The 23,600-nt window shown below is 69.5% G+C and carries 21 protein-coding genes and 1 pseudogene; 5 read left to right on the forward strand and 17 right to left on the reverse strand.

What is annotated here, in order from left to right; all coding sequences use genetic code 11:
- From QM638_RS06595 to QM638_RS06670, 16 genes and pseudogenes are all read right to left on the reverse strand, one after another.
- Window positions 1–349 (reverse strand): annotated as a pseudogene (locus QM638_RS06595) (hypothetical protein); the annotation flags it as partial.
- A 267-nt stretch (window positions 350–616) separates the two neighbouring features.
- A complete protein-coding gene (locus tag QM638_RS06600; RefSeq protein WP_415141157.1) occupies window positions 617–2,104 on the reverse strand; it encodes a sugar transferase in 1,488 nt (495 codons plus the stop codon).
- Window positions 2,105–2,447: 343 nt separating this feature from the next.
- On the reverse strand, window positions 2,448–3,557 hold the full coding sequence (locus QM638_RS06605; RefSeq protein WP_415141158.1) for a J domain-containing protein: 1,110 nt from the start codon (window positions 3,555–3,557) through the stop codon (window positions 2,448–2,450).
- Window positions 3,558–3,559: 2 nt separating this feature from the next.
- The gene (locus QM638_RS06610; protein WP_415141159.1) at window positions 3,560–4,159 is read right to left on the reverse strand and encodes a hypothetical protein; all 600 of its coding nucleotides are present in this window, start codon (window positions 4,157–4,159) and stop codon (window positions 3,560–3,562) included.
- Between the two features lie 2 nt (window positions 4,160–4,161).
- Window positions 4,162–5,430, reverse strand: a complete 1,269-nt coding sequence (locus QM638_RS06615; RefSeq protein ID WP_415141160.1) for an MCE family protein — start codon at window positions 5,428–5,430, stop codon at window positions 4,162–4,164.
- Window positions 5,427–7,007: an MCE family protein gene (locus QM638_RS06620; RefSeq protein ID WP_415141161.1), complete on the reverse strand. Its 1,581-nt coding sequence runs from the start codon at window positions 7,005–7,007 to the stop codon at window positions 5,427–5,429. Before QM638_RS06620 ends, QM638_RS06615 begins: the two co-directional genes overlap by 4 nt.
- Window positions 7,007–8,134 carry an MCE family protein gene (locus tag QM638_RS06625; RefSeq protein WP_415141162.1) on the reverse strand — a complete coding sequence of 376 codons (1,128 nt, stop codon included), beginning with the start codon at window positions 8,132–8,134 and terminating at the stop codon, window positions 7,007–7,009. The genes QM638_RS06620 and QM638_RS06625 overlap by 1 nt, the downstream gene beginning before the upstream one ends.
- Window positions 8,135–8,144: 10 nt before the next feature.
- The gene (locus tag QM638_RS06630) at window positions 8,145–9,110 is read right to left on the reverse strand and encodes an MCE family protein (RefSeq protein WP_415141163.1); all 966 of its coding nucleotides are present in this window, start codon (window positions 9,108–9,110) and stop codon (window positions 8,145–8,147) included.
- A gap of 67 nt (window positions 9,111–9,177) precedes the next feature.
- A complete protein-coding gene (locus QM638_RS06635) occupies window positions 9,178–10,212 on the reverse strand; it encodes an MCE family protein (protein WP_415141164.1) in 1,035 nt (344 codons plus the stop codon).
- On the reverse strand, window positions 10,209–11,570 hold the full coding sequence (locus tag QM638_RS06640) for an MCE family protein (RefSeq protein WP_415141165.1): 1,362 nt from the start codon (window positions 11,568–11,570) through the stop codon (window positions 10,209–10,211). The genes QM638_RS06635 and QM638_RS06640 overlap by 4 nt, the downstream gene beginning before the upstream one ends.
- Window positions 11,567–12,394, reverse strand: a complete 828-nt coding sequence (locus QM638_RS06645; protein WP_415141166.1) for an MlaE family ABC transporter permease — start codon at window positions 12,392–12,394, stop codon at window positions 11,567–11,569. Before QM638_RS06645 ends, QM638_RS06640 begins: the two co-directional genes overlap by 4 nt.
- A 5-nt stretch (window positions 12,395–12,399) precedes the next feature.
- Window positions 12,400–13,185, reverse strand: a complete 786-nt coding sequence (locus tag QM638_RS06650; protein ID WP_415141167.1) for an MlaE family ABC transporter permease — start codon at window positions 13,183–13,185, stop codon at window positions 12,400–12,402.
- Window positions 13,185–14,144, reverse strand: coding sequence for an ABC transporter ATP-binding protein (locus tag QM638_RS06655; protein WP_415141168.1), 960 nt, complete (start codon window positions 14,142–14,144; stop codon window positions 13,185–13,187). The genes QM638_RS06650 and QM638_RS06655 overlap by 1 nt, the downstream gene beginning before the upstream one ends.
- A 476-nt stretch (window positions 14,145–14,620) precedes the next feature.
- Window positions 14,621–15,013, reverse strand: coding sequence for a 50S ribosomal protein L7/L12 (rplL, locus tag QM638_RS06660; protein ID WP_415141169.1), 393 nt, complete (start codon window positions 15,011–15,013; stop codon window positions 14,621–14,623).
- Between the two features lie 101 nt (window positions 15,014–15,114).
- Window positions 15,115–15,762, reverse strand: coding sequence for a 50S ribosomal protein L10 (gene rplJ / locus QM638_RS06665; RefSeq protein ID WP_415141170.1), 648 nt, complete (start codon window positions 15,760–15,762; stop codon window positions 15,115–15,117).
- 278 nt (window positions 15,763–16,040) lie between these two features.
- Window positions 16,041–16,334: a putative quinol monooxygenase gene (locus tag QM638_RS06670; protein ID WP_415141171.1), complete on the reverse strand. Its 294-nt coding sequence runs from the start codon at window positions 16,332–16,334 to the stop codon at window positions 16,041–16,043.
- A gap of 179 nt (window positions 16,335–16,513) precedes the next feature.
- Between QM638_RS06670 and QM638_RS06675 the strand changes: the two genes are divergently transcribed.
- From QM638_RS06675 to QM638_RS06695, 5 genes are all read left to right on the forward strand, one after another.
- Window positions 16,514–17,977: an aldehyde dehydrogenase family protein gene (locus QM638_RS06675; protein WP_415141172.1), complete on the forward strand. Its 1,464-nt coding sequence runs from the start codon at window positions 16,514–16,516 to the stop codon at window positions 17,975–17,977.
- Window positions 17,977–19,179 (forward strand): L-2-hydroxyglutarate oxidase, encoded by a 1,203-nt coding sequence (lhgO, locus tag QM638_RS06680; protein ID WP_415141173.1) that lies wholly within the window; start codon window positions 17,977–17,979, stop codon window positions 19,177–19,179. The genes QM638_RS06675 and lhgO overlap by 1 nt, the downstream gene beginning before the upstream one ends.
- A 63-nt stretch (window positions 19,180–19,242) precedes the next feature.
- Window positions 19,243–20,115: an amidohydrolase family protein gene (locus QM638_RS06685; RefSeq protein WP_415141174.1), complete on the forward strand. Its 873-nt coding sequence runs from the start codon at window positions 19,243–19,245 to the stop codon at window positions 20,113–20,115.
- Window positions 20,115–21,800 (forward strand): thiamine pyrophosphate-binding protein, encoded by a 1,686-nt coding sequence (locus QM638_RS06690; protein WP_415141175.1) that lies wholly within the window; start codon window positions 20,115–20,117, stop codon window positions 21,798–21,800. The genes QM638_RS06685 and QM638_RS06690 overlap by 1 nt, the downstream gene beginning before the upstream one ends.
- Before the next feature lie 25 nt (window positions 21,801–21,825).
- Entirely contained in the window at window positions 21,826–22,878 is a 1,053-nt protein-coding gene (locus QM638_RS06695) for an Ldh family oxidoreductase (protein ID WP_415141176.1), read from the forward strand.
- A 218-nt stretch (window positions 22,879–23,096) separates the two neighbouring features.
- Here the strand turns inward: QM638_RS06695 and QM638_RS06700 are convergent, their stop codons facing one another.
- A complete protein-coding gene (locus tag QM638_RS06700; protein WP_415141177.1) occupies window positions 23,097–23,504 on the reverse strand; it encodes a cupin domain-containing protein in 408 nt (135 codons plus the stop codon).
- Window positions 23,505–23,600: the final 96 nt, after the last annotated feature.

Here is a 23,600-nt window from a genome sequence, read left to right on the forward strand (position 1 = left end):
GCCTGGCCGCCCGGCCGGGCCATCCGAGCCCGCCGGGCCGGCCGCGAGCCACCGCGGCATCGCCCAGGATGCGCCGCTGCCGATCGACCCGCGGAGTGAGCCGTGCGATCTCCTCGCGCGCCCGCTCGGGGCCGTCGGGACAGGCGCCGGCGAGCACCCGCGTCCAGAAGGGACAGGCGCCGAACGGCGTACCGCATTCGCACAGCTGGCCCTCGCCGACACCGCGCTCCCACAGGTAGCGCACCTCGCCGAGGTGGACGGCGTCGAGGCGGGCCGCCAGATAGCGCGCCACCACGGTGCTGCCACTGCGCCCGGCACCGGCCAGGTAGAGCACGCGGGGGGTGGACACCGCTCCTCCTCCGAACTCCGCGGCCGGGCAAGCGCCGCCAGACGAATGAATTGGGTACGTGATAAGTTTGGTTACTTGGTCGACTTAGGGCACTCTGGATGGATGACGTGGACACCTGCGGTCGCGATCGTGGTCGGGATGTCGATCTGGACGGTGCTCTCGACCCTGCTCGCGTTCGCCCTCGGCAGCCTGATCGCGCGCAGCGGCTCCGAGAGCTTCCTGATCGGCCTCCGACCCGGGTCCCTCGGGCCACTCGGGCCGTTCGGCTCAGTAGGCACCTTTGGCCCCGAACACGGCACCGAAGGTCTTCGCCAGGATGCCGACATCCTGCATCATCGACCAGTTGTCGACGTAGTACAGGTCCAGCCGGACGGCCTCGTCCCAGGGCAGGTCGGAACGACCCGAGACCTGCCACAGGCCGGTCATCCCGGGCCTGACATGCAGCCGTCGGCGGGCGAAGCGGTCGTAGGTGGCGACCTCGGCGGGCACCTGCGGCCGCGGACCGACCAGGCTCATGTCACCGCGTACGACGTTGATCAGCTGAGGCAGCTCGTCCAGCGAGAATCGGCGTAGCATCCGGCCGGGCGCGGTGATCCGCGGATCGGCCTTCATCTTCCACAGCGCCCCCGCGTGCCCCTGCTCCGCCTGCATCGCCGGCTGCATCTGCTCGGCGCCGGCCACCATCGTCCGGAACTTCAGACACCAGAAGACGTCACCGTCCCGGCCGACCCGGACCTGGCGGAAGAAGACCGGCCCGCCGTCGTACAGCTTGATCGCGGCGGCGATGAGACCGAAGAACGGCGCCATGGCCAGCAACAGCAGCACCGAGGCCGACAGGTCGAAGACCCGCTTGGCGTGGCGCCGCGCCCGCACCGTGCGGGGCGCGTCGATGTGCACCAACGGCAGCCCCGCCACCGGCCGGACCCGGACACGCTCCCGGGCGACGTCGGTGACGCTGGGCGCGATGACGACCTGGACGTCGCGGTCCTCGAGCTCCCAGACGAGCTCACGCATCTGGTCGGTCCCGTCCAGCGCGCCGTCGGTGACCAGCAGCACGTCGGCATCGGCCTCGGCGAGCGCCTCGATCGCGGCGTGCAGCGTGCCGAGCACCGGCGTGCCGCCGATCGTCTCCTCCTCCGCCCACTCCGGCGGCACCAGGGCGCCGCGCACCCGGTAGCCCAGCCAGGACTCCCGCCGCAGGATGTCGGCGAAGGCGGCCACGCAGGTCGGGGGGCCGGCGATGACGACCCCGTGGCACAGCGCTCCGCCGGAGCGGGCCCGGTGCAGCGCATGACGCAACAGCCCCCGGGCGAGCATGAGCACCACCACGCCGAGGCCGTAGACGAGGAGGTAGAAGCTGCGCGACAGCTCCAGCTTGACCAGGTAGCAGCCGACGCCGGTGACGCCCGCCGCCACCAGGGTCGCGTTGAGCACGATCTTGTACTCCTCGATGCCGGCCCCGAAGTGCCGCTCCCGGTAGCCTCCCAGGGCCGCGATCACGAACAGCCAGGCCGCCAGGACGAGCGGAAGCACCAGCCAGAAGGTGTGGCCGGGTCCGTCCACTCGGGCGGTGAACCAGCCGAACCGGCGACGCACGAGCTCGACGGCGGTCGCGAGCACCAGCATGGCCATGGCATCGAGGACGAGGGCGGTGTGCGGCAGCCAGCGCAGCCGCCGGCGGTCGATGCCACCGGTGGCGAGGGGATGCGGTGCACGAATCTCGACCCCGAGTCCGGCTCGGAGGCGTTCGTGCATAGGTGCGCCCTCCATCAGACCTTGCTCATGTGCCGAGGCACGGATGACGGGCCGCCACGAAGCATCGACGACCGCGGCACGCGCCCAGGCCACCCTAGGCCCCCGCCACGCGCAACCCCTGGCTGGTGACTCGGATCACACTAGGGCCGATCGTCGCTGAGCAGAAGCCCTGTCGGGCGATGACAGTCATCCGGTTTGCGAATGGACCCTGCGGCCGAACCCCTTGACACCCGTGCGGTTCGCCGCATCCCCCGGGCCGATCACCCAGCCACGACGAGGTCACCCGGCCGCCGGACGATCACTCCGGATCGCTCCGCACCGGCCTACTCCGGCTTACTCCGGCCTACTCCGGCTTGGTCTGCACCTTGTTCACCAGCCACTTCCCGTCCCGGTGGACCATGGTCAGGGTGGCGTAGTCCTGGTAGTCGATCGGCGTCGAGGTCTTCGCATTCGTCGTGGGCCGGTCCACGAAGAGCAGCACCTCGACGGTGTTCTCCGCGACCCTGACCACGCCGGCGTCCACCGGTGCGTTCACCTTCACGATCGTCTTGGTGTCGGGGGCGTTGTCCTTGATCACCGCGAACACCCGGTCGTAGTCCGCGCGATAGGACGCGGTCATGTATCGGTGGGCGCGCGCCTGATCGGCGGCCAGGTGGCGGTAGTCGTAGGCGAGCAGCGGACGCACCGCCTTCTTGGCGGCGGCCAGGGCCTGCGCAGCGGGCGTCTCGACCAGCAGATCGTGTTGCTGGGTGATGGTCTTGCCCGCGTTGCTCTCCAGGGTGCTGGAGGTGGCGTTGCGATTGTCCACCGACTCGGTGCTGACCGGGGTGCTCTCGTGGAACAGCGTGACCAGCGCGGCGACGAGCGCCGCCAGGGTGAGTACGCCGACCGCGCTGAGGACCCACCACGGCGGCCGCGCCAGCCGGCGCGACGCCCGGGCCAGCGCGGACCCGACGCCGGTCCCTGCCGGCTCGACGCTCTCCTCGGCCTCCGGGTCCACCTCGGTGTCGATCTCGGTGTCGATCTCGGTGTCGATCTCGGTGTCGATCTCGGCGTCGATCTCGGCGTCGGCGGCCGTCCCGGTCCCAGCGTCGGCCTCGGCGCTGGACGCCGTGTCAGCCGCCGTGTTCGCCTCCGCCTCCGCGTGGGTCTCAGCCGGATCGGTCTCGCCCCGATCACGCCCGGCCGTGGTCCCCGGCTCCTGCTCGCCGTCTTCCGACTCCTGCTCGGCGAGCACCCGATCGTCGTACTCGGCCCGCTTCTGCGGGTCCAACAGGACCGCCGCCGCCTCGTTGAGGGCACGGAACCGCCGGTCGCCCGGCTCGAGGTCCGCGATCGCCGTCCGCCAGACCGTCCGGATCTCGTCGGCCCCGGCGTCGGGTTCGACGCCGAGCAGGTCGTACCAGGTCGGTCCCGAGGCCGCGGCCGCGGAGGAGCCGTCGTCGATCACCATCGTCACTGTGCCACCCCGGAACTGTTGGAGCTACTCGGATCCTTCTCGGCGGGCTGCCAGTCGTCGACCAGCCAGGCACCGTGCTGCTTGACCAGGTCGACCTCGACCCGGAACGGCTCGGTGCCCACGTTGACCCGCTTGCTCGACTTCTTCGACTTGGGGTAGCTCAGCGTGATGCCGCCGGAGACCATCACGGTCGCGGAGTCGGCGTCCATCCCGGAGACACCGGCCGCGTAGACCTTCCCCACCCGGCCGGCTCCCTGGGCCGAGACGGTCGCCTCGGCCAGCGTCACCCCCTGCTCGAAGGAGGCCTCGAACTGCGAGGTCAGCAGCTTGCCGACCTTCTTGCGATAGCCCGGCATCTCCTTGCTGTCGCTGTCCAGCATGCTCGGGCCGTAGGTGTTGACGGTGGTGGTGAACTTCGTCGCCGCCGCCATCACCTCGTCCCGCTCGAAGGCGAGCGGCTGAGCGTCGGTGGAGGTCCCGAACGGCCGCCACACCAGGTAGCCGACCGAGACGAGCAGGACCGCCACCAGCACGGCCAGGGTCACCCAGCGCAGCCGAGCGCCGCGGCGGAGGGGGGAGGAGTCGAGTTCGGTCATCGTCACTTTCCTGCGCTGAGGGGCTCGAGGTAGAGCCACTTCCACGTGTCGCTGCCGTACGTCGACGGCGCCTTGGTCCCCTTCGTCGTGGAGCTGCCGGAGCCCCAGCTCAGGGTGTCGCTGTCGGTGTCGTAGGTGGCGACCACCGGTGCCCGATAGGCGGCCTTGGCCCGCGGTGCGTTCTGCGCGCCCCGGGCGTTGCTCTCGGAGGCCGGCTCGGTGCAGCGTGCCTTGGTGTTCATCGGCTTGTCCGAGGTGTCCTGCGGGGTGCGCTGCTTGGTGTTGTACCCCTGGTGGCAGACCCCGGTGGTGGTGAGCACCAGGCCGAAGTGTGCGTCGTAGTAGCCGTCGGAGCCCTTGGCGAGCACCGAGAACCCGCCCTCGACCACGTAGGGATAGACGACCAGCAGCTGCCGCAGACCGGGCAGGTGGCGCTGCACGATCTTCCCGGTGGTCAACACCTCGGAGAGCAGCTCGGAGAGGTCGACGTCGTTCTCCTCCAGGAACGCCTGCACCTGGTTCGCCGCGGCCGTGCCGTTCTTGATCAACCGCAGCAGGTCCTTGTTGGAGCCGGCCAGGGTCTTGGTGAACAGCGAGAGGTCGCGGGAGAAGCTGCGGATGTCGTCGGCGCTGTCGAGCTGGGTGGAGAGCACGGTGTTGCTGTCCCGGATGAGGTCGGTGGTGACGTCGATGTTGTCGTTGGCGGTGCGGATGAAGGCGGTGCCGGTGTCGAGGATCTGCTGCAGGTCGGTGCCGGTCCCCTCGAACGCCTTGCCGAGCTCGCTGATGGTGGTCGTGAGCGCCTTCTTGTCCACCGAGTCGACGGTGGTCGCCGCATCGCCGAGCAGCTTCTCGGTCGCGATCGGCGTCTCGGTCCGCTGCTGGGCGATCTGGGAGGAGTCGTGCAGGTACGGACCGTTGTCCGTCTGCGGCTGCAGGTCGACGTACTGCTCGCCGACGGCCGACCGGTTGGCGACGACGGCCCGCGAGTCCGCCGGGATCTCGTCCCACGACTTGCCGATGTCGAGGGCCACGTCAACACCGCTGTCGGTGAGCGTCATGTCGCCGACCTGGCCGATCTTGACCCCGCGGTAGTCCACCTCGCCACCGGTGTAGATCCCGCCCGAGCTGGCCAGATGGACGGTGACGGTGTAGTGGTCGGAGACGAACAGCGTGCCCAGACGTGCGTAGCGCGCACCGACGAAGCTCACCCCGACCAGGGTGATCAGCACGAAGATCACCAACTGGATCTTGGTACGGCGGGTGATCATGAGGTCCCTCCCGAGGTCGTGTCGAGCCCCGGCATCATCAAGGAGACGAGGGAGGGATCGAGCACCTTGCCCAGGTCCTTGAGCCGCACCGACTTCGTCGGCGGCCACTGCCCCTGGTAGCCGGCCGGAGCGCGGCACAGCGACACCGGCAGCGAGCAGGTCAGGTTGCCGAGCGTGCTGTCGGAGTCATCCGAGCCGCTGCCGCTGCTCGACGTGCTGCTCGACGTGTTGCCGGTGCCGTCGCACAGCAGCTTGACCAGGTCGCAGATGGCCCCGGTGGGGTCCTGCACGATGTCGCTGATCTCGTCGGCCAGATCGCCCACCAACGAGGTCGGCAGCGCGGCACAGCTCGCCGGGACGGAGAGCACCGGCGGATCGGAGCTGAGGTTCTTCTCCAGCGCGGTCTGGCACTTGGACAGGTTCTTGGCGGTGGTGGAGTTGCACAAGATGTCCGGGTTCAGCTCCAGCAGCTGGTCGAGCGAGAGCTTGCTGCCGACCTCCTTGAGCGTCTGGCAGACCGTCTCCCCGACGTCCGGCAGGTTGTTCAGCGCGCTCAGGTTGAGATCGAGGGTGATGTCGAGGTTGACGTAGTCGCCGTAGTGGGTGCTGCGCGCCGCCTGAGGGGTGGTGCCGACGGCGGCGTCCACGAACGGGTAGGTGAGGAAGGTGTCGAGCGAGGTGACCAGCGAGTCGCCGGAGTCGGCGAGCTTGGTGAGCACCGGCTTGAGGTCGCGCAGGGTGGCGATGGTGCTGTCCTTGGAGGCCTTGATCACCCGGACCCCGGTGGCGCCGAGCTTGTCGAGCGCCTTGAGCATGGTGACCAGGTCCTTGCGCTGGGAGTCGATGCTGGTCAGCGCGGACGGGAGCTCGTCGAGGGTGGCGTCGATCGTCTTCTCCTGGCCGCGGGCCGACTTGGCCAGCCGGTTCAGCGAGGTGATCGCCTTGACGATCTGGCCCCGGTTGTCGTCCAGGTTGGTGACCAGCTGGTCGACCTCGCTGAGCACGGCGCGGGCCGAGTCCTCCCGGCCTCCGAGCGCCTTGTTGATCTCGGTGGTGATCGTCTTGAGCTGCGCCACGCCACCGCCGTTGAGGATCAGGCTGAGCGCACCGAGGACCTCCTCGATCTCCGGGTTGCGGCCGGTACGGGAGAGCGGGATGGTGGCGCCGTCCTGGAGCCGCCCGGTGGCGGTCTCGTCGCCGGTGGGCGCCACCAGGTCGACGTACTTCTCCCCGAGCAGGGAGGTCTGCTGGATCTCGGCCCGGGTGTTGGCCGGCAGGTCGGTGTCGCGGCGGATCGACAGCGTGACCACCGCGACCCCGTCGTCGAGCTCGACCGAGGTGACCTTGCCGACCGTGACGTCGTCCACCTTGACGGTCGACTGCGGCACCAGGTCCAGCACGTCGGCGAACTGCACCTTGATGCTCAGCGGGTCCGAGCCGGTGTCGGCGCCGCCGGGCAGCGGCAGGCTGTAGACCGAGAAGCCGCATCCGCTCAGCAGCAGGGCGAGCAGAACGGTCGCCAGCACGGCCGGCGTGGCGCGGCGCGACGTGCGAGCGGTTCGACCGAGCGGGCGCATCACTTCTCCTCCACGAGTCCGCCGAGCGTCGGATCGCTCTTGACGCCGTACGACGACCCGGTGCCGGCGCCGAGGGCACCGCTGCGATTGAGCAGACCCTTGATCGTCTTGCAGGCGCTGTTGGAGCTGTCGGCCTGGTTCACGATCGAGCACAGGAACGTCGACGGGTCCGAGACGATCTGGTTGGCGATCATCGTCAGGTTGGCGTTGGTGTCCAGCGTCCCGGTCTGCGGGTTGTAGGCGGCCCCCAGGTCGTTCAGCGCCAGCGGCGCCACCCTGAGCGTCTCGTTGAGCTCGTCGCGCCGCTTGACCAGCACCTTGGCGACCCGGTTGAGACCCTTGATGTTGGCGCTCAGCTCGCCCTTGTTGTCCTTGACGAACGTGTTGACCTTGCCGAGCGCGGTGGACAGGTTCTTCAGGGCGCCGGCCACGTCGCCGCGCTCGTCGGCGAGCAGGTCGGAGACGTCGGCGAGGGAGTTGGTGAACTTGCGCACGGTGGTGTCGTTCTTCGCCAGCGTGCTGACGAAGCTCTCCAGCTGCTTGGCCGAGCCGAACAGCTGATCCTTGTTGTCGTCGAGGGTCTTGGTGAGCGTGCCCAGGTCCTCGATCGTCTGATGCACCTTCTCCCCCTGACCGCCGAAGTTCTTCGCGGTCTGTTGCAGCAGGTCGGTCAGCGCACCGTCCTTGTTGGCCCCGTTCGGGCCGAGCGCCACCACCAGGTCGTCGAGGCTGGAGTAGATCTGGTCCAGCTCGAGCGGCACCGCCGTCCTCTTGGTGGTCAGCACCGCGCCGTCGGCGAGCACCTTGCCACCGGAGTACGCCGGGGTGATCTGGATGTAGCGGTCCCCGACGATCGAGGGGGCGATGATGACCGCCTTGGCGTTCGCCGGGAGCTCCACGTCGGAGTCGTAGTGCATCGTCACGATCACGTCGGTGCCGTCGGGGGTGACCGAGTCGACCTTGCCGACCGGCACGCCGAGGATCCGCACGTCGCTGCCCTCGTAGATGGACACGGTGCGGGAGAAGTGCGCGACCAGCTCCTTCTGCCCGGTGTCCCGGGTGAGCAGGTAGATCCCGGCGGCGAGCACCAGCACCGCGACGACGATCGGGGCGATCAGCTTGTTCATCGGGTCACCGTCACTGGGTCACCGCCGGCACCGGTGGGAGGTTCTGGATGTAGGAGTCGAACCAGGGCCCGTTGCCAAGCACGTTGGCGAACACCCGGTAGAACGGCGCCATCAGGCGCAGCTCCTCGTCGAGGTTGTCCTCGTTCGCGTTGAGCACGTTGACCACCGAGTGCAGGTGGGTGAGCGCCGGCTTGAGGTCGGCGCTGCTCTCGTCGATCAGCGCGGAGAGCTCCGTGGAGAGCTGCCTGGCCGAGACCAGCAGGTTGTGGATCGACTGCCGTCGCTTGACCAGCGCCTCGAACAGGGTGCTCGACTCCTTCATCAGCGTGATGATGTCCTGGTCGCGGTCGTCGAGGGTCTTGGTGACGCGGTCGAGGTTCTTCAGCAGGGTGTTGATCCGCTGGTCCTTGGCCGCCAGCTTGGTGGAGAGCCGAGAGACGCCGTTCAACGCCTTGCGGAACGACTCGGGGGTGTTGCGGGTCAGGTCGGCCAGGGTGGTCAACGCGGTCGAGAGCTGCTTGGTGTCGATCTTCCCCGCCGTGGTCGCCAGGCCGCTGAACGCCTGCACGACGTCGTACGGCGACTGGGTGCGCGAGACCGGGATGGTCTGTCCCTTGGCCAGCTGTCCCGGCCCCGACGGGATCAGGTCGAGATACATCTCGCCGAGCAGCGTCTTGATCTTGATCGCGGCCCCGGTCTTGGTGCCGAACTCGGAGTCGGTCTTGATCTTGAAGGCGACCTTGACCTTGTCTCCGTCCAGCTCGACCGAGCTCACCTTGCCGACCCGCACGCCGGCGATGCGGACCTCGTCGCCGGAGGTGAGGCCGCCGGCCTCGGCGAAGTCGGCGTAGTAGGTGGTCCCGCCGCCGATCAGCGGCAGGCTGTCGGCCTTGAAGGCGAGCCCCATGATCAGCAGGATCGCCATGATGGAGATCGCGCCGATCTTGACCTGGTTGCGCTCCCGGAACGGCTTCATCGCGAGCCTCCGGGTGGCGTCCGCCCGGCGAGCGGAGCGGCGGGAGCGAGGAGTCGGGTGGCGTGGTTCATCCGATGTTGCACCTCGCCGAGCCGGTCTTGTAGGTGACCGGGAGGTTCGTGCCGCCGGGCAGCGTGACGTTCCCGGTGAACCCGCACAGGTAGAAGTTGAACCACGACCCGTAGATCGCCGTACGTCCGATCTTGCGCAGCTTGATCGGCTCGATCTGCAGCTGGTCGGAGAGGGACTGCTTGTTCCGGTCGATGTTCGTGGTCAGCCGGCGCAGCTGCTTGACGTCGTCGACGAACGGGTCCTTGATCCCGTCGATCAGGTCGGCGGTCTGCACCGAGAGGTCCGAGATCTGGTCGAGGGAGCCCAAGATGGCGTCCTTGTCGGTGGCCAGGCCGTGGACGAACTTCTTGAAGGTGAGGATCAGCGCCGAGAGCTGCTTGTCGCGCTTGCCGACGTGGGCGAGCACCTGGTTCAGGTTGTCGATCAGCGCGTCGATCACCTGGTCGCGGTCGGCCAGGGTGTTGGTCAGCGAGGCGGTGTGCGCGAGCAGGCTGTCGAGGGTCCCGCCCTCGCCCTGGAAGACCTGCACGATCTCGTTCGAGAGGGTGTTGACGTCGTTCGGCGAGAGCGCCTCGAAGAGCGGCTTGAACCCGTTGAACAACACCGTCAGGTCGAGCGCGGGCTGGGTGCGGCTGACCGGGATCGTCTCCCCCGGGCTCAGCCGGCCACCGTCGCCGATCTCGTCGGTGAGCGCGATGTAGCGCTGCCCGACCAGGTTGCGGTAGCGGATCGTCGCCTTGGTGCTGGCGGCCAGGCGCTGGTCGGCGTCGACCGAGAAGGTGATCAGGGCCTGGGTCCGGTGGGTGATCTGGACGTCCTTCACGCTGCCGACCTTGACCCCGGCGATGCGGATGTCGTCACCCTTGTTGACCCCGGTGGCGTCGGTGAACACGGCCCGGTACTCCTTCGAGCTGCCGAAGGTCACGTTGCCGATGGTGATCACCAGCAGACCGGTGGCCAGCGCCGTCACCACCACGAAGACGACCAGCTTCCACAGGTCGCCGAGGGTGCGCTTGTCGAGCAGCTTCACTTCAGGCTCACCTTCGCCCCGCGCGCCATCGGGCCCACCAGCAGGCCACCGATGTCGGGCACCTCGTTCGCCTCGACGCCCATGCCGGGGGCCAGCAGCGCGTCGAGCGCCTTGGTCTCCGCCGGGCTGCCGGCGTATCCCAGCGCCGAGACGCTGCTGTTGCTGAAGGCGGCCCGGTCGGTGCCCTTGCCGGTCGGCTCGTCGATGCCGTCGTCGAGGTTGGGCACGTTGGTGAACAGGTTGGTCTGGCTCCACGACGGGTCGGGCAGCTCGCCGCAGTGCGGGCCCCGGTCGTCGCCGTACCGCGGCTTGTCCTTGGTCGTGTAGCCGCGCGGCGGGTGCGGCAGCGTCTCCAGGTTGATGTGCAGCGTGTAGCCCCGGAACGCCTGGTTCTCGCGCTCCTGCAGGTTCTGCAGGCCGCCGAAGAGACAGGGGTACTCCGGTGAGTACTTGGCCAGCACCTTGGCGATCGGGTCGCTGACCTTGCCGAGCTGGATCAGGGTGTCGCCGTTGTCGGTGAGGAACTCGTTGGCGGTCTTCGAGAAGGCGGTGACGCCGGTCAGCAGGTCGTTGAGCTCGCGCTGGTGCGTCCTCAGGGTGGTGGCGGTGGTGATCGAGTTGCGCAGGATGGAGCTGATCTCGGGCAGCGCGGCGTTGTAGGTGTCGGCCACCCCGGAGAGCTTCTTCAGGTCCGAGACCAGCGCCGGGATCTGCGGGTTGAGCTTCTTCAGGTAGTCGTCGAGCGTCTCCAGCGACTCGCCGAGCTCCTCGCCGCGGCCCTCGAGCGCGGTGGCCAACGCGTTCAGGGTGTTGTTGAGCTGGGCCGGCTTGATGGTCTCCAGCAACGGGTACACGTCGCGCAGCACCGCCTGCAGCTCCGTCGAGACCTTGGTCTTGGTGATCACGTCACCGGTCTGCAGATGCCGGGGATGGGAGCCGGTCGGGGCGACCAGGGAGACGTACTTCTCGCCGAACAGGGTCTTGGGCAGGATCGCGCCGGTGACATCGGCCGGGATGGAGTCGATCTTGTCCGGATAGATCCCGAGGGTGAGGGTCGCGCCGTCGTCGGAGGCCTTCATGTCGAGCACCTCGCCGACCAGCACGCCCCGGATCTTGACGTCGGCCCGGTCCGGCAGCTGCAGGCCGATCCGGGCGGCGTGCAGGGTCACCCGGTCGTAGTCGGTGAACTTCTTGGTGAAGATCGCATAGGTGAACCAGACTGCGGTCAGCAGCAGCGCGAGGAAGATGATGCCGAGCACGCGGGAGCGCTGGTGGCGCCACAGCGAGACGAGCAGGCCCGGCCGATGCGACCTCGGCGACCTCGGCTGGCCGGCGACGCGGGTCAGGGTCTGGGTCATCCGGCCAACCTCACCGTGGTCGTCGTGCCCCAGATGGCCATGGAGAGCAGCAGGTCGAGGACCGCCACCGCGACGATGCTGGTGCGCACCGCCTTGCCCACCGCCACGCCGACACCGGCGGGACCGCCGGAGGCGTTGTAGCCGTGGTAGCAGTGGATCAGGATGACGACCACCGAGAAGACCAGCACCTTGCCGAAGGACCACAGCACGTCGCCGGGTGGCAGGAAGGTGTTGAAGTAGTGGTCGTAGGTGCCGGTGCTCTGCCCGTAGACCATGGTGACGGTGATCCGGGTGGCGACATAGGAGGAGAGCAGCCCGAGCACGTACAGCGGGATGATGGCGATCAGACCGCCGAGGATCCGGGTGGTGACCAGGAACGGCAGCGACGGGATCGCCATCACCTCCAGCGCGTCGACCTCCTCGGAGATCCGCATCGCGCCGAGCTGGGCGGTGAAGCCGCAGCCGACCGTCGCGGCCAGCGCGATCCCGGAGACCAGCGGCGCGATCTCGCGGGTGTTGAAGTAGGCCGAGACGAAGCCGGAGAAGGCGGCGGTGCCGAGCTGGTTGAGCGCGGCGTACCCCTGCAGGCCGACCTCGGTGCCGGTGAAGAACGTCATCGCGACGATGACGCCGACGGTGCCGCCGATGACCGCCAGCGCCCCGGAGCCGAGGGTGACCTCGGCCAGGATGCGCAGGATCTCCTTCTTGTAGCGCCGGATCGTGCGCGGTGTCCAGGAGAGCGCGCGCAGGTAGAAGCCGAGCTGACCGCCGAGGTCGTCGAGCGACTTCAGCGGGCGGGTGATGATCGCCTTGGGGTTCGCCATCGTCCTCAGCCCGTCTTGCTCGGGACGATCTGGAAGTAGATGGCCGTCATCACGAAGTTGACCACGAACAGCAGCAGGAACGTGATGACCACCGACTCGTTGACCGCGTCGCCGACGCCCTTCGGGCCGCCGCCGGCGTTCATGCCCTTGTAGCAGGCCACGATGGCGGCGATCAGACCGAAGACGAGCGCCTTGATCAGGCCCTGCCACACGTCGGCCATCTGCGCCAACGCGGTGAAGCTGGCGATGTAGGAGCCGGGCGTGCCGTGCTGCAGGATCACGTTGAACACGTAGCCGCCGGCGACGCCGACCACGCTGACCAGGCCGTTGAGGAAGACCGAGACCAGCATCGCGGCCAGCACCCGGGGCACCACCAGCCGCTGGATCGGATCGATGCCGAGCACCATCATCGCGTCCAGCTCCTCGCGGATCTTGCGGGCGCCCAGGTCGGCGGCGATCGCCGAGCCGCCGGCCCCGGCCACCAACAGCGCGGTGGCGATCGGCCCGGCCTCGCGGACCACGGCCAGGACCGAGGCCGAGCCGACGAAGGACTGCGCGCCGAACTGCTTGATCAGTCCGCCGACCTGGAGCGCGATGACGGCACCGAACGGGATCGCGACCAGCGCCGTCGGCACGATGGTGACCGAGGCGATGAACCAGGCCTGCTGGATGAACTCGCGCAGCTGGAAGGGCCGCCGGAACAGCCCGCGGCCGACATCGAGGCCGAAGGCGAACAGACTGCCCGCGGTGCCGATCGGCTTGAGCAGCTTGGCGCTGGTCAACGAGGACATCAGAGCGCGGCCCCTCCGGCGAGGATCGCGTCGGGCTGGAACGAGCCCGGGGGCGGGGTCACCCCGTTGAACCGGCACCACTCTCCCGGCGGCCGCTGGCTGCGCCGCGGGATGCCGTTGGACGGCTCGAGCTGCAACGGGATCGGCGGCAGCGGCGGGAGGTCCATGTCCTTCTCCGCGGCGAGCTGGTCGGCGTCCTTCTCCTCGCTCATCCCGATCGGACCGACCCGCTGGGCGTTGAGGAACTGGCGCACCACCGGCTCCTCGGAGGAGAGCAGCATCTCCCGCGGGCCGAACATGGCCAGGTGCTTGTGATAGAGCAGGCCGATGTTGTCCGGCACCGTCCGGGTCGAGTTGATGTCGTGGGTGACGATCAGGAAGGTCGCGTCGATCTGGGCGTTGAGGTCGACGATGAGCTGGTTGAGGAACGCGACGCGGACCGGGTCGAGGCCGGAGTCCGGCTCGTCGAAGAGCACGATCTCGGGGTCGAGGACGAGGCCGCGAGCGATGCCGGCCCGCTTGCGCATGCCGCCGGAGATCTCGCCCGGCAGCTTGCTCTCCATGCCGACCAGTCCGACCAGGTCCATCTTCTCCATCACGATGTTGCGGATCTCGGTCTCGGACTTCTTGGTGTGCTCGCGCAGCGGGAAGGCGACGTTGTCGAACAGGTTCATCGAGCCGAACATCGCGCCGTCCTGGAACAGCACGCCGAACAGCTTGCGCACCTCGTAGAGCTCCCGCTCGGAGCAGCTGCAGATGTCGGTGCCCTCGATCACCACCGAACCGCGGTCCGGCTTGATCAGGCCGATCAGGGTCTTGAGCAGCACCGACTTGCCGGTGCCGGACGGGCCCAGCATCACGCAGATCTCGCCGGCCGGAACGGTCAACGTGACGTCACCCCAGATCAGCTGCTTGCCGAAACTCTTGGTCAAGCCGTCGATCGCGATGTCGACACCCATCCGGACTGCTCCCTTCCCTCTCGCTGACAACCGGCCTCCCCGCACGGCTGTCGCTGCTCCGCTGGGACTAACAACGCGGCACTGTGACCGAGGTTACGGCTCCACCGGCACCTTTGTAACTGACGAGTAACCCGCGTGTCGCATCGGGGTCGGTCCCCGGTCGCCTGGGGGATCGGAGGCGCCGCGTTCATCGAGCGCCGCCGCGCGTTCATCAAGCGCCGCCGCGCGTTCATCAAGCGCCGCCGCGCGTTCGTCAAGGTATGCAGCCGGATGCGCACTCCCCTCGTGGAACTCCAACGGGGAGGTGCCCACTGGCCTGCATACCTTGATGAATCGCCCCGGGCGCCGTACGACGACGGAGGCGCAAATGCCACCGGGGGCGACCACCATGATGGTGGTCGCCCCCGGGGCGAGGAGTCGGTCGACGGCGATTCAGCCGCCGATCGACCCGGATGCGGGCGTGCGCCCGCGGGCAGTCACTTGACGGTGACGGTGGCGCCGGCCCCCTCGAGGGCCTCCTTGGCCTTGTCCGCAGCGTCCTTGGCGACCTTCTCCAGGACCGCCTTCGGGGCGCTCTCGACCAGCTCCTTGGCCTCCTTCAGGCCGAGGGAGGTGAGGGCGCGCACCTCCTTGATGACGTTGATCTTCTTGTCGCCGGCGGCCTCGAGGACGACGTCGAACTCGTCCTGGACGGCAGCGGCCTCCTCGCCGCCCGCGGCACCGCCGGCGGCGGGAGCGGCGGCAACGGCGACCGGAGCGGCGGCGGTGACGCCGAAGGTGTCTTCGAAGGCCTTCACGAACTCGGAGAGCTCGATGAGGGTGAGCTCCTTGAACGCGTCGAGCAGCTCGTCGGTGGTGAGCTTCGCCATGGTGGCGTTTCCTTTCTGTGTGGCCCGCCGGGTCGTTCGCCGGTGGGCCGGGGTTTCAGGTGGTGTGCCGAGTCGGTGCCGCCGGGCGACACCTGCCCAGATCAGGCTTCGGCGGTGTCGCCCTCGTCGGAGGCGGCCTCGGCCGCCTCGTCGGCGGGGGCCTCGGTCGCCTCGGCGACCGGGGCCTCCTCGGCGGCGACGGCCGGAGCCGCACCACCTGCGAGGATCGTGGGGTCTTCAGCGGCCTTCGCCTCGAGCGCCGCAGCAAGCTGCGCCGCCTTGGACGGAAGAGCGTTGAAGGCGTAGAGCGCCTGCGAGAGCGTCGCGGTGAACGCGCCGGCAAGCTTGGAGAGCAGCACCTCGCGCGACTCGAGGTCGGCCAGCTTGGCCACCTCGGCAGCGTCGAGGGACTTGCCGTCCAGGATCCCGCCCTTGATCACAAGGTTCGGGTTCGCCTTGGCAAAGTCACGCAGACCCTTGGCCGCCTCGACCACGTCGCCCTTGATGAAGGCGATGGCGGTCGGACCGGTCAACAGGTCGTCGAAGCCGTCGATCCCCGCCTGCTGGGCGGCGATCTTGGCGAGCGTGTTCTTGACCACGGCGTAGTTGGCGTTCTCACCGAGGGAGCGACGAAGGTCCTTGAGCTCCTTGACGGTGAGACCGCGGTACTCGGTCAGCACGGCACCCGAGGCAGCGCTGAACTCGTCAGCGATCTCTGCGACGGCGGCCTGCTTGTCTGCCCGCGCCATGGGTCTCCTTCCGGAAGGTGAGCCCGCCTGGAAGACCCCCGAAATGACGGACGCCCCGAGCGCAGGCTCAGGGCGTGGAGAGGGTTCTCGTGCTCTGTCACCTACGCTGGCCGCCCGCATTCGCGGGACCTTCGATCCGATGCATGCGCATCAGCTGACCGGCGGTCTCTGGTTTCGTGGACCAACTCTACGAGGGGTACGACGAGGCTGCCAAATCTGCACAGTCGGGATCCGGACCGGGCGGACCGGGCGGACCGAGCGGACCGGGCAGACCCGGATCAGGGCTCCAGCGGCCGCAGGTCGTGACGGACCCGGTCGTCCAGGGCCGGCAGCACCCGGCCGAGGAGATGCTCGGCGAAGTGGGGAGAGTCGCGGTGGGCCTGGGCCGCCGCCGGGTCGGCGTACTCCTCCACGATGGTGAACTCGGCCGGCTCGTCGGGCGAGCGGTAGACCCGGTAGAGCAGACAGCCGGGTTCGGCGTTGCTCAGCGGGGTCATCGCCCGCAACGCGTTGGCGACCTCGTCCTCCAGACCGGCCCGGGCTCGATAGTGCACGACAACAACCTCGGTCATGGGCTCATCCTGCCCGGCGGACGGTGCCCCCACGAGAGCGAGCGGCCGGATTCGGCGTACACCTTAGGTTGCGCTTTCGGGCCTATTTTACGGCCGTCATCCGCCCTAGCATCGTGATCGCTGCCCCATGGATCCATGAGGCAGCGGTTCCGAACCCGGTGAGAGGACGGTCATCAGCGATGCAGGAGGCCCAGGCGTTCCCACGGCTCGTCGACGGCGAGTGGCGTGCCGCGAGCAGCGACGCCGCCACGATCGCCGTGCACGACCCGGCCGAGGTCGCGACGATCGTCGGCACGGTGCCGTCGATGACCGCGGCGGAGGTGAGCGAGCTCTATGCCGCCGCGGAGGCCGGTGCCCGCCGCTGGCGCGCGACCTCACTGCTCACCCGGGGCGAGATCATGGCCACGGCGGCCGACAACCTGCGCGCCGACGCCTCCCGGATCGCGGCCGACCTGGTGGCGGAGAACGGCAAGACCGCCGCCGAGGCGGCCGGCGAGGTCGGCAAGGCGGCCGACTTCCTCGACTACTACGCCGGGATGGCGCGGCTCCCCTACGGCACGCTGCTCGCCGACGCCCGGCCCAAGACCACCGTGGAGGCCCGGCGCGAGCCGCTCGGCGTGGTCTGCCTGGTCACGCCGTGGAACGACCCGTTGCTGACCCCGGCCCGCAAGCTCGCGCCGGCGCTGCTCGCCGGCAACGCGATCATCCTCAAGCCGGCCAGCGAGACCCCGATCGTCTCGGTCCACCTGGCCAGGGCGCTCGACGACGCCGGTCTCCCGGCCGGCGTCCTCGGCCTGGCGATCGGTCGGATCGGCGAGATCGAGGAGGCGCTCTTCGACGACGAGCGGCTGGCCGCGGTCTCCTTCACCGGCAGCACCGCGGTGGGCCGCACGCTGCAGCGCCGCCTGGCCGGCCGCAACGTCCGGGTGCAGACCGAGATGGGCGGCAAGAACGCCTCGGTGGTCCTCGCCGACGCGGACCTCGATCTGGCCGCCGCCACCATCGCCGCCGCCAGCTTCGCCCAGGCCGGCCAGCGGTGTACGGCGACCAGCCGGGTCGTGGCCGAGGCGCCGATCGCCGAGGAGCTGACCGCCAAGCTGGTCGCGGCCGCCAAGGCGGCACGGCTCGGCCCGGGTGCCGACCCGGCCACCACCATGGGTCCCCTGGTCAGCCGCCGGCACCAGAGCGAGGTGCTCGGTCACGTCGGCCGCGCTCGCGAGCAGGGCGCCACCATCGCGGCCGGCGGCGACGCCCCCGACGGTCCGCTGGCCGGCGGCTGCTTCGTGGCGCCGACGGTGGTCACCGAGATCACCACCGAGATGGACATCTGGCGCGAGGAGGTCTTCGGCCCGGTGGTCGCGATCACCGTCGTCGACGACTTCGAAGAGGCGGTCGCGGCGGCCAACGACAGCGCCTACGGGCTCTCCGCCGCCGTCTTCACCTCGAGCCTGGAGTCGGCGCACGCCTTCGCCGACCGTGCCGAGGCCGGTCAGGTCTCGGTGAACCTGCCCACCTCGGGGTGGGACGTGCACCACCCGTTCGGTGGCTTCGGCGACTCCGGGTCGCCGTTCAAGGAGCAGGGCACCGAGGCGCTCAACTTCTACACCCGGGTCAAGACCGTGGCGATCCGGACGGGAGCCTGATGGCCACCGGCGAGCAGCGCATCGGCGTGGTCGGCGGCGGCATCGTCGGTCTCGCCACCGCTCGCGAGCTGATCCGGCGCCGCCCGGGGACCGAGGTCGTCGTCTTCGAGAAGGAGCCGGCGGTCGGCCTGCACCAGACCGGCCACAACTCCGGCGTGGTGCACGCCGGCATCTACTACAAGCCGGGCAGCCTCAAGGCCCAGCTGTGCACCCGCGGTCGCGACCTGCTGCGCGACTACTGCGCGGAGAAGAAGGTCGCCTACGTCGAGTGCGGCAAGCTGGTGGTGGCGGTCGACGAGACCGAGATGGACCGCTTCGCCGCGCTGGAGAAGACCGCCGCCGAGAACGGCGTCCCCGGGCTGCGCCGGGTCGACGGGGCCGAGATCCGCGAGATCGAGCCGAACGCCGCCGGCATCGCCGCACTGCACTCGCCGCGTACGGCGATCACCGACTACCCGGCCGTGGCCCGCGCGCTCGCGGCCGACATCGAGACCGCCGGTGGCCAGGTGCGACTCTCCACCGAGGTCACCGGCATCCAGCAGGTGCCCGGCGGGGTGGCGCTGACCACGTCCGCCGGCGCCGTACAGGTGGACCGGGTGGTGCTCTGCGGCGGCCTGGCCGCCGACCGGCTCGGCGTCCTGTCCGGCGGGCCCCGGGGCCCGCGGATCGTGCCGTTCCGCGGTGAGTACATGCGGGTGACACCGGCCAAGCAGGAGCTGGTCCGCGGCATGATCTACCCGGTCCCGGACCCGCGCTACCCGTTCCTCGGGGTGCACTTCACCCGTCGGGTGGACGGCAGCCTCGAGGTCGGCCCGAACGCCTTCCTGGCACTCAGCCGCCGCCGTTACGGACGGGTCTCGGTGACGCCGGCCGACGTGGCCGACACGTTCGCCTGGCCCGGGTTCTGGCGGTTCTCCGCCGAGCACTGGCGCACCGGCATGACCGAGATCCGCGGCGTGCTCTCGGTCCGCTCCTACATGAGGTCGGCCCAGGTCTACGTGCCGGCGATCGGCGTCGCCGACGTCAGGCGCGCCGGGCTCGGGCTGCGCGCCCAGGCCGTCGAGCGGGACGGCTCGCTGGTCGACGACTTCGTCATCCACGCCAGTGACCGGGTCACCAGCGTGCGCAACGCTCCGTCACCGGCGGCGACCTCGAGCCTGGCCATCGCCGAGTACGTGGTCGATCGCATCGACGGCCCCTAGGCGGGGCACGACCTCCGATCACGACCCCAGACAGACCGAAGAAGAACCGAGAAACGAGGACCGATGTTCATCGTCGACACCCAGATCCACATCTGGAAGGAAGAGACCCCCGACCGCCCCTGGGTGCCGGGCGCGCGCGAGCGGATCCGGCTCAACGGCCACCGCGAGGAGGCGTTCAGCTACCAGGAGGCCATCGAGCTGATGGACGCCGGCGGCGTCGACCGGGCACTGATCCTGCCGCCGTCGTGGGAGGGCGACCGGATCGACTACGCCCTCGATGCCTGTGAGGCCTACCCCGACCGGTTCGGCATCATGGCGCGCATCCCGCAGAACAAGCCCGACGAGGGCGCGGCGATGATGAAGGACTTCGCGCAGAACCCGCACATCAAGGGCACCCGGCTCACCTTCCACCGTCCGATCGACCGGAACTGGATGATCGACGGCACCAACGACTGGTACTGGCCGCTGGCCGAGGAGCTGGACATCAAGACGATGGTCCACGCGCCGATCTGGAAGGCCGAGCTCGGCGCCATCGCGGAGAAGCACCCGGGTCTGAAGATCATCATCGACCACATGGGGATCATGGCCCGCTGCGTCGACGACGCGATCGGCTACTGGGTCTCCGAGACCGCCGACCTGGCCGAGCATCCCAACATCTACGTCAAGGTCTCCGCGATCCCGGGCTACTCCACCCAGCCGTTCCCCAACCTCAACATCGAGAAGTACGTGCGCGAGATGGTGGACAAGATGGGCCCGCAGCGCTGCTTCTGGGGCACCGACATCACCCGCCTGATGGGTCACGGCCTGACCTGGAAGGACACCATCGAGCAGTTCACCGAGCACTTCTCCTTCACTGAGGAGGAGCTGGAGTGGATCATGGGCCGGGGGATCTGCGAGGTGCTGGAGTGGCCGATCCCGGCGGTGACGAAGGCCTGATGAGCACGGCGATGGAGAGGTCCGACGGCGGCGAGGCGATCCTCGCGGCCTGCCGCAGCCTGGGGGTCGAGGTGATCTTCTCCTCCCCCGGCTCGGAGTGGGCGCCCGCCTGGGAGGCGCTCGCCCGGCAGGACCGCGACGGGACGCCGGGTCCGCGCTATCTCGACCTGATGCACGAGACCCTGGCGGTGGCGATGGCCACCGGCTACGGGATCGTCAGCGGCCGTCCGCAGGTGGTGCTGCTGCACGCGGTGCCGGGACTGCTCCAGGGCGCCTGCGGCATCCACGGCGCCCAACTGGCCCAGGTCGGCATGGTGGTGATGACCTCGGAGTCGATCACCTACGGCGAGACGGAGCCCGATCCCGGCTCGCAGTGGTATCGCAACCTCTCCATCGTCGGCGGCCCGCAGGCGGTCGCCACCCCGATCACCAAGTGGTCGACCCAGGTCGGCAGTGCCGCCACGCTGTACGGCACGGTGGTGCGGGCCGGCGAGATGGCCCGACGCGCACCGGCCGGCCCGATCTACCTCAACGTGCCGGTCGAGGTGCTGCTGGAGCCCTGGGACGCCGGCCGGGCCGATGTCCGCGCGGTGGCGGCGCCCGGCACCACCGTCAGCCCCGAGGCCGAGGTGGAGCAGGCGGCGCGGCGACTGGTGGCGGCGAGGCGACCGGTGATCGTGACCGAGTCGGTCGGTCGGCACCCGGACGGGTTCGAGGCGCTGCTCGATCTGGCCGAGCAGTTGGCGATCCCGGTCATCGAGCCGGCCTCCGCGGTCTGCGCGAACTTCCCACGCACCAACCCGCTGCACCGCGGTGGCTCTCCGGCGCTGCTCGAGGAGGCCGATCTGATCGTGCTGGCCTGCTGCCGGGCGCCGTACTATCCGCCGAGCGACCGGCCCGCGGGGACCGAGGTGCTGGTCGTCGACGAGGTGCCGCACCGGCCCTACGTCGACTATCAGGTGCTCGGCGCCGACCAGTATCTGGAGGGGTCGGTCGGGCCGACGCTGCGGGCGCTCGGTGCGGCGGCGAAGGCGCTCGGCATCGACGAGGAGGCGGTCGCCGAACGGCGTACCCGCTTCGCGGCCTCGGCCGGCGTCGCGGTGGCACAGCCCGACGTGCTCGACGCCGCCCGGGTGGCCGCCGCGCTGCGGGAGCAGCTGGCCGCCGACGCTCGGGTGGTCGACGAGACCATCACCCACAGCCGTCAGGTGGCGGCCGGCCTGGCCGCCGAGACGCCGGGGCGCTACACCTACGTCCAGGGTGGGCTCGGCCAGGGCCTCGGCGTCGCCCTCGGGATGAAGTACGCCGACCCCGCCGGCGAGGTGGCCCTGACCATCGGCGACGGCTCGTTCCTCTACAACCCGATCACGCAGGCGCTGGCCGCCTCCCGGACGCTCGACCTACCGCTGCTGATCGTGGTGCTGAACAACCACCAGTACCTGTCGATGAAGCTCAACCATCTGCGCTTCTACCCCGACGGCGTCGCGGTGAGCGAGAGCGACTTCCGCGGCGTCGACCTGACCGAGCAGCCCGACCTGGCCGGTCTGGTCGAGCCGTTCGGGATGACCGGCATCACCGTCCCTGCCACCGCCGGCCCGGCCGAGCTCGACGACGCGATCGCCACCGGTCTGGCCAGCGTCCGCTCCGGTCGCACCGCACTGATCGACATCCACCTGCCCCGCTGAGGGCTCCGACCGATTGGAACAAGCCATGGCCGCGCCACGCACCGTCGTCCCCGAAGCCACCCTTCGGGCCCTCGTCAGCAACATCTTCACCGCCGCCGGCACGAGCACCGAGCATGCCGAGACCATCGCCGACGTACTCGTCTGGGCCAACCTGCGCGGCGTCGACTCGCACGGGGTGTCGCGGATACCGCGCTACCTGGAGCTGTTCGCCAAGGGCGAGGCCAACCCGAAGCCGGACATCACCGTCGAGCAGCCGCGTGCGGCGATCGCCGTGCTCGACGCGGACGGGGCGCCCGGCCCGGTGGCGCTCTCCCACGCCGTCGACCAGGCCGTGAGCATGGCCCGATCCGCCGGGGTCGCCTGGGTCGGCGTGCGAGGCACCGTGCACACCGGTGCGATCGGCTACTACACCTCGCGGGCCGCCGAGTACGGCATGGCCGGCCTCGGCATCGTGGCCGGCGTGCCCAACATGGCCTATCCGGGCGCGTCGACCGCGGCGGTGGCGACCAGCCCGCTCTCCGTCGCGGTGCCCGCCGGGAAGTACCCGACGGTGCTGCTCGACATGGCCACCGCGGTGATCGCGCTGGGCCGGATCGCCCAGCACAAGAACGCCGGCACCCCGCTGCCCGAAGGCGCCGCGGTGGCCGCCGACGGTACGCCGACCACCGACCCCGCCGCGGCCAAGTACCCGCTGCCGGTCGGTGGCGCGAAGGGGGCCGGCATGTCACTGGTCTTCGAGCTGTTGGCCAGCGGGCTCGTCGGCAACCCGATCATGAGCCGCTTCCACGCGGGCGGCCCCGAGGGCCGCAAGCACCGCCAGAACGCCGTGCTGATGGCCGTCGACATCTCCGCCTTCGGCTCGGTGGCCGACTTCCGCAGCACGGTGGATGCCACCCTCGACGCGGTGAAGTCGCTGCCCCGGGACTCCCCCGACCGCGAGCTGCTCTTCCCGGGCGAGCGCGGCGCCGCCACCCTGGCCCAGCGTCGCGCCGACGGGATCCCGGTGCCGGCCAAGCTGCTCGGCAACCTGCGCGCGGACGCCGAGCGGATCGGCGCGATCGTCCCGGACGGCCTCTGACCCACCGAGTCGACCACCCGCCGAATGGCCGACCCACCCCGAATCGCCGAGTCGGCGCTTATTGGACCATCAAGCGCCGACTGGGCGGTCCCCGGCGTACATCAAGCGCCGACTGGGCGGTCCCCGACGTACAACAAGTGCCGACTCGGCGCTGCCTACACGGTGCTGCCTGACCAGCTGCCTGACCGGCTGTCGCGGCCAGCGGCCGGGGCAGCTGGTCAGTCGGAGACCATCATGTCCTCGGCGGAGAGATGCTCGACGGTGATGCCGGTGTCGCAGAAAGTCCGAGTGACCACATCGGTGTCGTAGACCCACAGGATCACCATCGGCTCATCGGCGATATTCGTGAACTGATGCGGAATTCCGGCCTCGACATAGGTGGTGTCATAGGGCTCCAGTTCGGTGGCGACGCCGTCGATCATCACCTCGGCACGACCGCTGAGCAGGGTCACGTGCTCGACGCAGTTGTGGGTGTGCAGCGGCGCCCCGGTGCCGACCGGATAGGTGCTGATTCCCGAGGTCAGCGTGACCTTCTCGGTCGCGCTCCAGCGGGTGATCAGTGGCAGCGTGCACACGCTTCCACCGCGGTCCAGGCGCGTCACCGCACGCGTCTTGATGATCGTCATTCGCCTCTCCTCGCGTGGACATGGCGGCAATTGCCGTCGCCCCGACCCTAGGCGAGCGGCCTCTCGAAGACATGGCGAGAAGGCGAAGCCTAATGT

Source organism: Nocardioides sp., from assembly GCF_047606145.1.
GTDB lineage: Bacteria > Actinomycetota > Actinomycetes > Propionibacteriales > Nocardioidaceae > Nocardioides.